The organism is Williamsia sp. Y844 (assembly GCF_056786475.1).
In genome coordinates, this window is record NZ_JBXCJB010000002.1 from 531,296 (window position 1) to 544,921 (window position 13,626).

A 13,626-nucleotide genomic window follows, 5' to 3' on the forward strand; every position below is an offset into this window, starting at 1 on the left:
CGGATGCAATGGGTTTACCTGGCCATCGCCATCGGAGCCGAACTGATCGGGACGATGTCGCTGCGCGCCTCGGACGGGTTTCGAAAGATTCTGTGGCTCATCCCGACCGTGCTCGGATACCTCACCGCATTCGGTGCGCTGGCGTTGGCCCTTGCCGAGGGCATGCCGGTGGGAATCGCCTACGGGATCTGGGCTGCGGTCGGGGTGGCACTGACTGCGGTGGTGGCCTGGATCCTGTTCAACGACCCACTCACGTGGTTGATGGGTGCCGGCATCGCCTTGATCGCCGGGGGAGTGCTGATCATCGAAATCGGTGCCGCGCACTGACTCCGAGTGACCGAAGTTGGTGGGTCCTGGCGCTGGTCGGCCTCACCCGAACCCACCACTTCCGGATTGGGTGGAGCTACTTCCCGAAGTTGGCCGCGATGCGTTGCTGGAGGTAGTCCGCGGCGCTGATCGGCGGATACTTGGCCCGCGGACTCTCGATCAGGACGTCCTTGTTGGCCTGCGCGAAGAATGCGATGGAGTGGCGCGACCCTCGGTGGTCGTCCGGGCCGGGGCTACGGACACGATGGAAGTTCGACGGCAGGACGTCATCGCTCCAGCGCATCAGCATGTCACCGATGTTGCACGTGATCGCATCGTCCGAGGGCTGCACCGACGTCCACACCTGGCTTTCCATCTCCTTGCCCGGGCACACCTGCAATCCCCCCTGCCCCTCTCGTTGGAAAAGCAAAGTCAGGCAATCGAAATCGGTGTGGGCACCGGCCCTCCACATGCCATCGAGATCGGCATCCGCCCCGATAGCGAAGTAGTGCAACAACCGCAAGGTGCACTGGTAGCCCGATGATGTGGGTTCGTGGGCGCGCGTGAAGAACTCGCGGTCGAACCCGAGCTTGTCGGCGAACATCGACAACAGCTCCATCGCCAGCATCCAACATTTGTGCTCGAACGCCAGAATCGTCGACGTGAATCCCGCGAGTACCTCGTCGGTTGGCCAGAGACCATCCATGTTCGACAAGGTGACCTGGTACGACTCCTTCTGGTCCGGGGTGCCCACGGAGGGCCGTACCTGGGTCAGGCTTTCCCAGCCCGAGTTGAACCGTTTGGGGTAGCGGGCCTTTGTCTGGTCCGGAAGTGCAAAAAATGCTTCTGCCATCGTAAATGCCCGGCGGACCTCCACCAGATCGATCCCGTGATCGACGACCTGGAAGAATCCGATATCCGTGGCCGCGGACCACAACTCGTCCGCGATCTCGGCACGGCGACCGCCGGGATCTGCCATCGAGATCCGCCGGACCTCCCGATCGCTTTCGGTACCCAGCGCACCCATACGCCTTTCGCGGTCCAACTCGGTCATATCGTTCGTCATTGCTGTCCTCCTCTCGTTGTGCGCGGCATGTCAGGAAAGCGTGATCGCGGGATCGGTGAACCGGTTGGTGAACATCTGCGACGCGGTCATGTCCGCAGGCACCTGATTTCCACCGGAGGCCAGCACCGGGATGAGGTCCGCGACGTTCCGGCTGATGCGTTCTTCGTCGTAAACCCCGAAGGAGCCGTTTTCCTCCCCTGCGAGCAGGCCTTTGTTGCGGAGCAGTTCGGCGCTGTATGCCGCTTCGCCCGCACTGTAAGGCGAATTTGTCTGGTCCTGCGAGACGATATCCACGATCATCTTGTTGGTGGCCTCCGGCGAGCTGATGTAGTCGACACCGGACTGCTGGATGATCGGCGTGAGCTTCTCCAAGCAGGGTGAGAACTCTTCGAGCTTGTCGGTGCGCACCGATACGTTCGATGCGTAGATGTCGTAACCTGCATCCTTGATCAGGCCGTATGCGACTGGTTTGTCCCAGGCAGGCGTCTCTTCGGCGTAGGTGTACGGCTCCGAGCTCGCGAAGCCCTGTTGCACGATGGCGGGGTCACCGACGAATCGGGCCGGTGCGCCGTCGTAGCTGGTGTCGATCTGCGACTGCTTGAGCAAACCCTTGGCCACCATCCACTGCGGGAATATCTGATCTTTGGACACCACAACCGTGGCATCGGTCGTGCCGACGTCGCCGACGGACGTCCACTCCGGGTGTGTCGCGGAATCCCACATCAGGATCGCGGGACTGTACTTCAGTAGTGGTGTCACCCCGACAACCGGCTGTTCGGCTGCGGCCGAGATCAATTGGTCGCCGTGTACAACGCCGAGCATGACGGAGTCATCGACGTAGAGCTGCGAGGTCACCGATTGGAATCCGATCGCCGGGCCGCCCGATTTGAGGGTGATGTCGACGCCGGTGTCCTTACCGCCGGCCACCATTGGGCCGGTTACCGACTTGTCGTCGGTGTCGACGACATAACCGGGCCCGAGCATCTCGAACAGTGCGCCCATGTCGGACTGCGGCTGCCACTGCAGCTGGATGCCGACGTTCGCAGGACAGACATCGGCAAGGTTCTGCGCCAAGGCCGCGGGTTCGATCGCCACCGACTCGGCGAGCTCATCGGAACCGAAGGCGCACGATGACAGGCCCAGGGTGGTCAGGGCGAGGACGGCAACGCCAACCTTTCGCCCAACGGGTGATCGCTTCATGATTCTCCTAATCCGGCCAGATCAACCGGGATGTCTGCGCAACAGACGATGTCGAGATAGCGGGCGAGAACTGTTGCGCGATGTGTGATCCCACGGTCACAGGGGGTATGACTTCGGTTCCACTTCCGAAGCTTGATTGCATGTAATCAAGACAATGTTTCGTAGGTGTTACCGTTCCTGGCATTTCGCTTCAATGAACGGCTAGATTTCGAATTACCTGGCGATATGGCTGTGGTGGATCGATATGTCATCAGTTCGTAACGCAACGCAATCCCATGGTCATGCATGTAATAAATGATGCAATTACCGAAACAAGCCAATAGTTGCATGTTGATTGGAAGGTTGGGGTAACACAATGAGACTCGCCGATACGATGCAGGGCGCAGATGCGCGCCGGCTCACCAAAGGCATGCAGATGGTTTTTGACAATGTCGTGAAGAAGTTCGACACCGGGACGACGGCCATCGAGAAGGCTGACCTCGAGGTGCGCCGAGGCGACTTCGTCGCGGTGGTCGGTCCGTCCGGATGTGGCAAGTCGACGCTGTTGCGGATGGCTGCTGGACTGGAATCACCGACATCGGGATCTGTTGCCGTGGTCGGTGATTCCGTGGGATTCATCTTTCAGGATCCGACACTGCTTCCATGGCGGAGCGTGCGGGCGAACGTTGAGCTCTGTGCCGAACTCGGCCATGAGGACTCGGCGGAGTACAAATCCCGTGCGGCCGAGAGTATTCGGGCTGTCGGGCTCGAGCAGTTCGCCGATCAGCTTCCGAAGGCGCTGTCCGGAGGTATGAAGATGCGGGTGTCGCTGGCGCGTGCGCTGACGCTGTCCCCGGATGTGATGTTGTTGGACGAACCCTTCGGGGCGCTCGACGAGATGACCCGCCTCGAGATGCAGGTTGAACTCCAGCGGCTCTATACCCAGCGGGCATTCACAGCGATGTTCATCACGCACTCGGTCTCGGAGGCTGTCTACCTCGCAAACCGGGTTGTTGTGATGACCCAGCGGCCGGGGCGTATCGCGGCGGTCTTCGACATCGACATGCCGTACCCGCGGGAACCCGAACTGCGTTACGAACCCACGTTCACTGACCACGTCGCGGAGATCTCGGCGATGCTGCACAGGAGCAATCGATGACTGAAATCAATGCCACACTGGGGTTTTCGCGACGTCAACGGGTTGGCCGGGCGGTGCCTGCCAACGCTATGGCGGGCGGCGAAAGCCGTCACCTTCTTCGGCGACTGACCGGGCTGGTGGTCTATCCGCTGCTCTCGTTGCTTGGGGCGCTCGCGGCTTGGTCGGCCGTCAGCTATTGGATGTTGGCGCCGGAGCGGCGTTTCTTGTTGCCGCCACCGGTCGACGTCCTGCGGGATTCGCTGATGCAGTGGTCCCACCTGCAGCCGATGATCGAAGCTCTCTCGGTCACCGCCCAGGTTGCGCTGGTCGGTTTCGTCGTGGCCGTGATCGTTGGTGTCGGGACCGGGGTACTGATGAGTCAGGCAAAGTGGATTGAGCGGATTGTCTACCCTTATGCCGTTGTGCTGCAAGTGATTCCCATACTGGCCATCGTCCCGCTGATCGGGTTGTGGTTCGGATACGGCATGACGTCGAGAACGCTCGTCTGTGTCCTGATCGCCGCCTTCCCGATCATCACCAACACCCACTTCGGTATCAGGTCTATCGACCGGGGCTTGCACGAAGTCTTCACACTCTCGCGGGCTTCTCGGTGGGATCGTCTGGTCAAACTCGAACTGCGGGCAGCGATGCCGGCCATCATGACCGGCATCCGTACGGCATCAGGCATGGTGGTCGTCGGCGCCATCATCGGTGACATGTTCTTCGCCAAAGGCGAGCCGGGGATCGGTACGTTGCTCGATGTGTATCGCGGACGTCTGCAGTCAGATGATCTGATCGCGGCCATCGTGCTGGCCTCACTATTCGGGGTCGCGGTCTTCGCACTCACCGGGCTGTTGTCAAAGCTCGCCGTCGGTCGCTGGCACGAGTCCGGTGAGAGCTGAGACGCCGAACCGGCCGAGCTCGATGAATCTGATCTGAAAGTGACAAGCGATGACTGACAATATATTCCACGTTCCCACCATCGACATCAGCTGCTATCGAAACGGTGCCGGTGCCCTCTCCGATCCCACGTGTGCGAAGGTGGCGGCCGATCTGGACCGGGTGTGCTCGGAGGTCGGTTTTGTCCGAGTGGTCGGCCACGGCATCGACGATGACGTCATCGCTGACCTGGCCGAAGGCCTCGACGAGTTCTTCGCTTTGCCGCTGGAGACCAAGAAGGCATATCTTCGCGAACCGTGGACGAACCGCGGCTACTCGGCACCGAAGTCGGAATCACTGAGCATGAGTCTCGGGATTTCCTCCGCCAACCAGATGAACGACTTCTACGAGGCGTTCACGGTCGGTGTCGAGGGCTCGGAGTTCACTGGCCTCGAGCTGCCCGAGACCAGCTATGCGTCGAACAACTGGCCCGATGCCGCGCCCGGTTTCGAACCTCGGGTCCGGCGGTATTTCGCGCAGGCGCAGGTGCTGGCCCGAACGCTGATGGCCGCATTCACCGATGCATTGGGCCTGGAGTCAGGCTACTTCGACAATTTCGTCGACCATTCGATCGAGGCCTTGAAGATGAACAACTATGCACTGCCGGAAGCCGATGACGAGTTCGCCGGTGAACTCACCGGCATGGGCGCGCACACCGATTTCGGCATCCTCACGATCCTGTGGGCCGATCAGGTGCCGGGCTTGCAGGTACTCGACCGCGGCGGCCGCTGGCACGACGTGCAGCCCGCTGATGGTGCGCTCTTGATCAACCTCGGCGACGCGATGTCCCGGTGGACAAACGACCGCTGGAGCTCGACCATTCATCGGGTGGACCCGCCGGTGGTCGACGGGCAGATCCTTCGCCGGCGCTCGGCTGCCTTCTTCTTCGACGGGAACCACGACGCGGTCATCGAGGCGCTGCCGGGGACGCTTGCCGACGGTGAAAAGGGATACGCTCCCATCACGATCGCCGAGAACATTGCGATGAAGGTGGCGGGTCTGCGGACGGGTGTGGCGCCGATCACCGATCTGAGGGAGACCGCGCGCGTCGTGGCCGCCGGAGCTGAGAGGGACAACCCACGATGACCGCTTCTGACCGTGCACTTCTCACCGACTCGGTGCACGACGCACTGCGGGAGATGATCTTCAGCGGCGAACTCGAACCGAATAGCCCGCTGAGTGTTCCGGCGCTGGCAACGCGTTTGAACGTGAGTCGCACGCCGGTACGCGAGGCCGTGCAACAGTTGATCTACGAAGGACTCGCATCCCACACCCGCAACGCCGGTGCCCGCGTGGCCTCTCTCGATGCCAACACCCTCAAGTCGGTGTTCGAGGTGCGTGAGGTGCTGGACGGACTCGCGGCGTTCAATGCCGCACTCGGCTCAGATCATGCGGCCGTCGAGCAGATGCGGAAGATGGTGCAGGTGCAGCGAGAGCTGTTGGACGAAGCCCCTGATCAGCATCGAGATGCCGTGCTGGATCTACAATTTCACACCCTGATTCGGGACAATGCGGCCAATCGTCCGTTGAGCGAGGCACTTTCGCGCCTGGACGGACAGTCGCATCTGTTTCGATCGGACATGTGGGTCACCGACCTGAACCGCCGACTCGCGGTCGACGAACACGAGCGGATCGTCGCCGCCATCGAAGCCGGCAACGCCGCTGCCGCACGTGAGGCCGCAAGCGCTCACGTCGCAGGCATTTATGTCCGAGCGCAACGGCTCTGACCGACCGCAAGCCTGCTCTGGATCATCAGACGTGAAAGAGGAACTGTGAAACATGTACTGCCTCAGATGGTGTCGTCTATTCGCGGAGCCATGCTCCCTGATGGCCATGTAGTCGATATCGACGTGGTGCGCGAGGGTGATCACGGGGTGGTCGCGGCGGTTCGTGCCGCCGATCTTCCCGATACCAGCATCGAATCACCGAATGTGCTCGACCTTCGCGGATACATGCTGATGACCGCGCCTGCCGAGCCGCACGCCCATCTGGACAAGGCGCTGTCCTGGGATGCGCTGCAGCCCCCTCTCGGCAATCTGCACGACGCCATCGCGAACTGGATGATCGGCAGTGCGGAGTTCGACCAGGCGTCGTTCCGCACCCGTGCCCGGAGTGCGGCGCTTGCACTGTTGAGCAACGGAACCACCGCCGTTCGTTCCCACGTCGACATCCTCGCCGGCGGTGACCCGTTGCGCGGTATTCGCGCGGTCGATGAGGTACGTCGCGAGCTCCAGGGTCTCATCGACATCGAGATCGTCGCGCTGGCCAAGGTTTACGCGAGCGACGATCTCGTACATGCTGCCCTCGATGCGGGTGCTGATCTGGTCGGCGGTTCACCACACAGTGCGCCGGACCCGATGGTTGACCTGCATCGTCTACTCGACATTGCCGAACGCCGCGGTGTCGGGGTCGATCTGCACACCGATGAGTTCCTGGAGGGTGACCACCACACAATCGCAGCGTTTGCCGACCGGGTGAGCAGCTGGCCGGCGGATCGGATCCGTACTGCCGGGCACTGCTCGCGACTGGGGACGATGGAGATCGACGAACTGCGCGAACTACTACCGCTGATCGCATCGAGCGGGATAGGTGTGGTCGCGAACCCGATCACCAACCTCTATCTGCAGGGCCGCGACCACCCCGTCGCCACACCCCGCGGGATCACCGCGATCGGCCCGCTACGGGCGGCCGGCGTCTGTGTTGCCGCAGGCGCGGACAACGTGCGCGACCCGTTCAACCCACTCGGCCGCAGCGACGCATTGGAAACGGCCGCTCTCACCGTCACTGCCGCACACGTTCACCCGGACGTCGCGCTTGCGATGGTCACCGATGACGCCCGTCGGGTGATGGGTCTGCCGGCAGCCGGCGCGCGGGTCGGTGCCCGTGCAGAGTTCCTGGCAGTTCGCGGAACCGGGATGCTCGACGTCATCGCCAACGCACCCGCCGACCGCGTGGTCATCCACGACGGGCGCGTGGTGTCGATCAGCGAAACCAAGACCTGGATGGCGCCGCCCGGGCAGCACACTGGTTGGCGAACAGACCTCGCGGGCACACGGAAGTTGTGACAGTGCCGCGGTGTTGACTGATTCATGCAGCTGCCGCTGCGTCAAGGTGAACCCGGATCGAGGATTTGTGACTGCCGTGAACTGCGCCCGATCGGGCGACGATGCCACCGAGATCGACGGGAAGCGCCGCCGGCCGCTGCAGGTGATCGCATTTCCCGCGGTGGTGTTCGCATTCACGGTTGTGATGATGGGGACCACCCTGCCAACCCCGCTGTACCCCGAGTACGCGCAGGAACTGGGGTTCGGCAGTGCGATGACCACGGTCATCTTCGCGACGTACGCGCTGGGTGTGATCGCGGCACTGGTAGGTGTCGGCCGGTTCTCGGACACCATCGGTCGTCGTCCGATGCTCTATGCCGGGCTCGCATTGTCGTTACTGAGCGCGGTCTTGTTCATCTTCGGTGGCAGCCTGGCGATCCTCTTCGTCGGCAGGGTGATCTCGGGATTCTCGGCGGGCATCTTCACCAGTACCGCCACGGCCGCGGTCATCGAGGCCGCGCCCAAAGGTCGCCGGACGATGGCAACGGCGGTCGCCACCGCGGCCAACATCGGCGGTCTCGGACTCGGAACGCTCATGGCGGGGCTTGTCGCCGAGTTCGCGCCGGATCCGACACGCACGGTGTTCGTGGTCCACGCGGTGCTCCTGGTGATCGCCGGACTTGGACTTCTCACCGTTCCGGAAACGGTGAAGGTACTCGCCGGTGCCCGGCCAAGGTTGCAACGCGTCGACGTCCCGGCGTCGGTCCGTGGTGTTTTCGCGTTGGCTGCAGTCGGGGCCATGGCCGGCTTTGCGGTGTCGGGTCTGTTCAGCGCCGTCGGACCCAACTTCCTGGCCCACGTCCTCGACGAATCATCGCCCGCGATTGCCGGGCTCGTTGTGTTCGTGACCTTCGGAGCCTCAGCCGTGGCCCAGATCGTCTTCATGAAGGTGTCCGTGCGCCCCGCACTGCTGTATGGATACCTCGCGTTGGCGGTCAGCATGGCGATCCTGATCGTGAGCCTGGTTACCGAGTCGCTGCCGGGCTTGCTTCTCGCTTCGGCCATCTCAGGTGCCAGTCAGGGTGTGTTGTTCGCCAAGGGCATTGCGGCGATCGCCGCCAAGGTGGAGCCCGACCGCAAGGCGGAAGCGACATCGGCGTACTTCATCGTCGCCTACCTGGCGATCTCGGTTCCAATCATCGCCGTTGGGATCGCATCTTCGGCCTGGGGCCTGACCGCCGCCAGCGTCATTTTCTCCGCGGTGATCGGAGTGATCGCGGTGGCCACGCTGATCGGCTTGCTCCTGCGGCCGCGTAGCGCCACCTGATCAGGCAAGCGATGCATCCGCTGAGCATCATCGCCGAACGCACGAATGCGGGTTCTCGGTAGAGCTATCGTGACGTATTGGATGCTGATCGACCTGTAACCGCCGTTTCTCTATCGGGACTGGATCGAGGATGTGACTTCCGTGAACCCCTCCGAATCGTCGGAGGAAGCAACCGCCCCAGCGCGGAACCGAACGCAGATGATCGCGTTCGCGGCGGTGGTCTACGCGTTCACGGTGGTGATGATGGGGACCACACTGCCGACTCCGCTCTATCCCGAGTTCGCCAAAGAGTTCGGGTTCGGCACCTTGATGACCACGGTGATCTTTGCCGTCTACGCACTTGGCGTGCTCGCCGCGCTCATCGGCGTCGGCAGGTTCTCCGACACCATCGGGCGCCGGCCGATGCTCTATGCGGGCGTCGCACTGTCGTTGCTGAGCGCCGTGTTCTTCATCATCGGCGGCAGCTTGGAGATGCTCTTCATAGGCCGGGTGATCTCGGGGTTCTCGGCAGGTATCTTCACCAGCACGGCCACGGTTGCGGTGATCGAAGCGGCGCCGAAGAGTCGCCGGGGGATCGCGCAGTCGGTCGCCACGGGTGCAAACATCGGTGGCCTCGGCCTCGGAACTCTGTTGGCTGGTGTTGTCGCCGATCTGGCCTCCGACCCGACCCACACGGTTTTTGTGGTTCAAGCGGTGCTGGTGGCGATTGCGGGCTTGGGTCTGCTCACGGTTCCGGAAACGGTCGACGTACGCAAGGGCGCTCGCCCGAAATTGCAGCGGGTCAGTGTCCCACCTTCTGTGCGTGGCGTTTTCACGCAGGCTGCCGTGGGGGCGATTGCCGGATTTGCGGTCTTTGGTCTCTTCAGCGCGGTGGCGCCGGACTTCCTTGCTGATGTTCTGAATGAGAAGTCGCCGATGGTTTCCGGTGTGGTGGTGTTTGTGTTGTTCGCTTCGTCGGCGATCACCCAGATCGTGTTGTCCAAAGCGCCCATTCGGCCGTCCTTGCTGTACGGATATGTGGCATTGACGGTGAGCATGGGTGTGCTGATCGTCAGCCTGCTCATGGAATCGCTGATCGCGTTGATCGTTGCGGCAGTGATCTCGGGTGCGAGCCAGGGTGTTTTGTTCGCCAAGGGCATCGCGGCGATTGCGGCACGCATCGAACCCGACCGTAAGGCGGACGCGACGTCGGCATACTTTGTGGTCGCCTATGTGGCGATCTCGGTGCCGATCATCGCCACGGGGTTTGCCGAACAGGCCTGGGGCCTGAGGACCGCGAGTGTGGTGTTCTCCATCGTGATCATTGTTCTGGCAGTAGGCGGGTTCATCAGTTTGCTGCTGCGGCCCCGCGAGTCGATCAGCTGAACGTGGCGTCCAGCGCCGCTGTGAGATCGGCGATGATGTCGGAGGGGTCTTCGAGTCCGATGGAGAACCGGAGATGCCCCCAGGTACGGAACTCCTCCGGATAGTGCTGCACCCGTGGCCCACTCGTGCCGACGTGGACGATGAGTGTTTCGTCGTGACCGAGCGATACGGCCGAGGTGATCATCCGCAGATTCGAGACGAACCGGTTCTGGGTGTCGGGATCACCTCTGACCGCGAACGCCATCATCGCACCGTAGCCGCGTCCGCCGAATTGGGTGGTCGCCAGCGCGTGCTGAGGATGTGACTGCAGGCCCGGGTAGGCGACATAGGCCACGCGCCCATCGCTTTCGAGGAACTCGGCGACCTGCGCGGCCGACTCGAGGTGGCGCGCCATTCGCAGCGGCAGAGTGACGGACCCACGACTGATGAGCCAGGCGTTGAACGGCGAGATCACGCCACCGACATCAACCATGGCGTCGGTCTTGATGGGATCGATCAGTGCCTTGGCGCCGAGGACCGCGCCGCCCATGGCGTCGCCGTGGCCGTTGTAGTACTTCGTCAGTGAGTGCACCACCAGATCTGCACCGTCGGCGAGCGGCCGGTACAACGGCGGCGGCGTGAAGGTCGAGTCGACCACCACCAGCGCGCCTGCCGCGTGCGCGACCTCGGCGACCGCGCCGATATCGGTGACCTTGGTGGTCGGGTTGGCGATCGCCTCGATGTGAACCAGGCGGGTGTTGGGCCGCAGTGCCGCCCGGATGGAATCGAGGTCCGATGCATCGACGAACGTTGCCTCGATACCGTATTTGCGCGGCAGGAGTTCGGTGAACAACCGAAACGTCGCCTCGTAGGTGACGTCGGCGATCAGCACATGATCCCCGGACTCGAGATGGGTGAAGAACACCGCATGCAGCGCTGCGACCCCCGAAGCCAGGACGACCGCGTCCTCGGCACCTTCGAGTGAGGCCAATTTGTGCTGCAACGCAATCTGATTGGCCCCGGAGTTGCGGGTGTAGAGCGGAATCTCCGTGCCCGACCAGCTGACCTGTGACGGATCATCGGGTAGCGCATACGAATTGGCCATCACGATCGGCGTTCGGATTGCTCCGGAGCCCTTGTCGATGCTGTTGCCGGCATGAACCGCGCGGCTATCGAAGGCGAGGGTGGCTGGATCGTGATTGTCGGGGCGGGACATGTCATCAGCGTAGGAGGACTGCAACCGCACTCGCAGTCGCGACGCGCCCACGCCGCCCGCCGAATTAACCCGGAACAGATGACGATCGAAGCCATGTTGTAGCCGAAAATTGGGTGCGAGAATGTTTGTGAACTGTCACGAACTGAAACGGGGCGGAGATGTCATATGAATGTCGCGGTGCTCGGTGCCAATGGCGAGGTCGGGACGAGGGTCGTCCGTAAATTGCACGACGACGGACACGACGTGGTCCGGGTCGGACGCAGACCAGAAGTAAACGACGTGGTGGTCGATCTTGCCGGGTCCGGTGGCGAAGCGTATCGCGCGGCGATTGATGGCATGGATGTGGTTGTCAATGCCTCCGGCATCGAGGATCCCGCTCTCGCGAAAGAGGCCGGGGCAGCGAGATTTGTCGATATCAGCGCCACCCCGATGTATCTCGAGGCGATCATGGCCGCCCCGGCCGCAGGTGGTGTGCTCACCTGCGTGGGTTTGGCGCCCGGTCTGACGACCATCATGGCCACCGCGCTCGCCGCCGATTCATCCGACGGCGTCGACATCGGTTTGATGCTCGGGGCGGGTGAACGCCATGGCAGGGCCGCTGTCGAGTGGACGGTCGATCTTCTCGGTACATCGTTCAACGACTATGTCTCGGGGGAGGCGATTCGCAACATGGTCAGGTCACGGATTCTCGAAGGCCCCCACAACACCCGAAAGCGGTATGTGCGAGCAGACTTTCCCGACTACCTGGCCATCGGGTCGGATGGACCACACGTGGCGAACTACCTCACCCTGAGTTCGGTCACCGCGACGTTGGCACTGCGGGCTGCGGCGCTGATGCCGGTTCTGGGCCGGCCCATGCTGAGGAAGATCCACATGCCCGGAAGCGAAGAGTGGTCGGTGCTGGTCCGTAACCGGAACACCGGTCGATGGCTGTTCACCGAGGGCCGCAACCAGTCCGAGATCACGGCCACGATGACTGTTGCCGCCATCGAAGCCGCGCAAGGACGCATCGATCCGGTGTTGCTCAGCTGCGATGTCCTCGACACCAATGCTCTACATGCTCACTGGGACATCATGATTCGAGCTGGTCGTTAGACCGTTCCGATGATGTGCGCCTTTGGCGATTAAAAGCCCAGGTGGGCACCGCCAGAAGGCCACATCATCGGGCTAGGGAAGCAGGTTCATCCGCCGAGCCGTGACCACGGCCTCGTGCCGGTTGTGTACGCCCAGCTTGTGCATCGCACTGCGCAGATAGCTCTTCACGGTCTCTGGCTTCAGTGAGAGTGTCTTGGCGGCTTCGGCATTGGAGCAACCGAGCGCCACAACAGCGAGGACGTCTACTTCCCGTCGGGACAGATCGACCTCGGGCGCCGGTTCGGCCATCTCGCCACCGACGACGCGGGCAAGCCGGTCGGACAGTTCACGGGCCCGTCGACTCTCGGCCTGGCTGATCCGTCCGGCAAGATCCCGGAGCCCGGCGTGAATGCTGCGCAACTCCTCGAGCCTCGCCGAGTCGGGGCTCTCTGCGGTGTTCCCGGTCGCAGAGGCAAGCATCCGGGTTCGGCGGTCCACCTCATCGCGTATCGCGATCTCCGTCGCCAACCTCCGGCACGCCGCGATCACCGACTCGGAGGTACGGCTGCCGATCGGAACCGCATCGCGGCGAGCCGCGTAGATCACCGCCCGGGTGCTCGAGTCGACGACGACAGGTACCGCCAGGACCGACCGCAAGCCTTCGCCCAGGACCGGCCCGTCGTAGTCGTGGGTGATCGCGGACGCAGTGCGGTAGTCGGACACCGACGCCGGTTGCCGTCGCTGCACCACGCGGCCACCCAGACCGGCCGCGGGGTTCACATTCAGTCCACGCAGGCCGTTGGTGCGCACACCCATGAACTCGGTGAGTAGCAACGTGCCGGCATGAACTTCGCCGCCGAACAGGACGGGGGTCTGTGGCTCGCCGGCCAGTGCCCGCATCTCGTCTCGGAGAGCGTCGGAATCGCGTGGTCGCAGCAGTGGATGCCGTCCTGTCATCGGTGAGTCAGCCCTTTTCGGGGGTAGCGGGTGAGT

13 protein-coding genes are annotated in these 13,626 nt (G+C 62.8%); 9 read left to right on the forward strand and 4 right to left on the reverse strand.

The window, feature by feature from the left end:
- Window positions 1-3: 3 nt before the first annotated feature.
- Complete coding sequence (locus AC1TQG_RS14775; protein ID WP_482138062.1) at window positions 4-327, forward strand: DMT family transporter; 324 nt, start codon at window positions 4-6, stop codon at window positions 325-327.
- A gap of 76 nt (window positions 328-403) precedes the next feature.
- Here the strand turns inward: AC1TQG_RS14775 and AC1TQG_RS14780 are convergent, their stop codons facing one another.
- Together AC1TQG_RS14780 and AC1TQG_RS14785 are read right to left on the reverse strand one after the other, a co-directional pair.
- Entirely contained in the window at window positions 404-1,372 is a 969-nt protein-coding gene (locus tag AC1TQG_RS14780; RefSeq protein ID WP_482138064.1) for an isopenicillin N synthase family dioxygenase, read from the reverse strand.
- 30 nt (window positions 1,373-1,402) lie between these two features.
- The gene (locus AC1TQG_RS14785; protein WP_482138065.1) at window positions 1,403-2,572 is read right to left on the reverse strand and encodes a nitrate ABC transporter substrate-binding protein; all 1,170 of its coding nucleotides are present in this window, start codon (window positions 2,570-2,572) and stop codon (window positions 1,403-1,405) included.
- A gap of 355 nt (window positions 2,573-2,927) precedes the next feature.
- On the opposite strand from AC1TQG_RS14785, the gene AC1TQG_RS14790 reads away from it, so the two are divergent.
- The 7 genes from AC1TQG_RS14790 to AC1TQG_RS14820 all read left to right on the forward strand — a co-directional run bounded on the left by AC1TQG_RS14790 (window position 2,928) and on the right by AC1TQG_RS14820 (window position 10,364).
- Window positions 2,928-3,710 carry an ABC transporter ATP-binding protein gene (locus AC1TQG_RS14790; RefSeq protein ID WP_482138067.1) on the forward strand — a complete coding sequence of 261 codons (783 nt, stop codon included), beginning with the start codon at window positions 2,928-2,930 and terminating at the stop codon, window positions 3,708-3,710.
- Window positions 3,707-4,591: an ABC transporter permease gene (locus tag AC1TQG_RS14795; RefSeq protein ID WP_482138069.1), complete on the forward strand. Its 885-nt coding sequence runs from the start codon at window positions 3,707-3,709 to the stop codon at window positions 4,589-4,591. The genes AC1TQG_RS14790 and AC1TQG_RS14795 overlap by 4 nt, the downstream gene beginning before the upstream one ends.
- Window positions 4,592-4,640: 49 nt before the next feature.
- Window positions 4,641-5,714: an isopenicillin N synthase family dioxygenase gene (locus tag AC1TQG_RS14800; protein ID WP_482138071.1), complete on the forward strand. Its 1,074-nt coding sequence runs from the start codon at window positions 4,641-4,643 to the stop codon at window positions 5,712-5,714.
- A complete protein-coding gene (locus AC1TQG_RS14805; protein WP_482138073.1) occupies window positions 5,711-6,355 on the forward strand; it encodes a GntR family transcriptional regulator in 645 nt (214 codons plus the stop codon). The genes AC1TQG_RS14800 and AC1TQG_RS14805 overlap by 4 nt, the downstream gene beginning before the upstream one ends.
- A 45-nt stretch (window positions 6,356-6,400) precedes the next feature.
- Window positions 6,401-7,693, forward strand: coding sequence for an amidohydrolase family protein (locus AC1TQG_RS14810; protein WP_482138074.1), 1,293 nt, complete (start codon window positions 6,401-6,403; stop codon window positions 7,691-7,693).
- Window positions 7,694-7,760: 67 nt separating this feature from the next.
- On the forward strand, window positions 7,761-8,999 hold the full coding sequence (locus tag AC1TQG_RS14815; RefSeq protein ID WP_482138076.1) for an MFS transporter: 1,239 nt from the start codon (window positions 7,761-7,763) through the stop codon (window positions 8,997-8,999).
- Window positions 9,000-9,140: 141 nt separating this feature from the next.
- The gene (locus AC1TQG_RS14820; RefSeq protein ID WP_482138077.1) at window positions 9,141-10,364 is read left to right on the forward strand and encodes an MFS transporter; all 1,224 of its coding nucleotides are present in this window, start codon (window positions 9,141-9,143) and stop codon (window positions 10,362-10,364) included.
- Here AC1TQG_RS14820 and AC1TQG_RS14825 read toward each other — a convergent pair.
- On the reverse strand, window positions 10,357-11,559 hold the full coding sequence (locus AC1TQG_RS14825; RefSeq protein ID WP_482138079.1) for a trans-sulfuration enzyme family protein: 1,203 nt from the start codon (window positions 11,557-11,559) through the stop codon (window positions 10,357-10,359). The two genes, AC1TQG_RS14820 and AC1TQG_RS14825, sit on opposite strands and share 8 nt — an antisense overlap.
- Before the next feature lie 165 nt (window positions 11,560-11,724).
- On the opposite strand from AC1TQG_RS14825, the gene AC1TQG_RS14830 reads away from it, so the two are divergent.
- Window positions 11,725-12,654: an NAD-dependent epimerase/dehydratase family protein gene (locus AC1TQG_RS14830; RefSeq protein ID WP_482138080.1), complete on the forward strand. Its 930-nt coding sequence runs from the start codon at window positions 11,725-11,727 to the stop codon at window positions 12,652-12,654.
- Between the two features lie 72 nt (window positions 12,655-12,726).
- Here AC1TQG_RS14830 and AC1TQG_RS14835 read toward each other — a convergent pair whose 3' ends face one another.
- On the reverse strand, window positions 12,727-13,590 hold the full coding sequence (locus AC1TQG_RS14835; protein ID WP_482138081.1) for a helix-turn-helix transcriptional regulator: 864 nt from the start codon (window positions 13,588-13,590) through the stop codon (window positions 12,727-12,729).
- Window positions 13,591-13,626 lie beyond the last annotated feature (36 nt).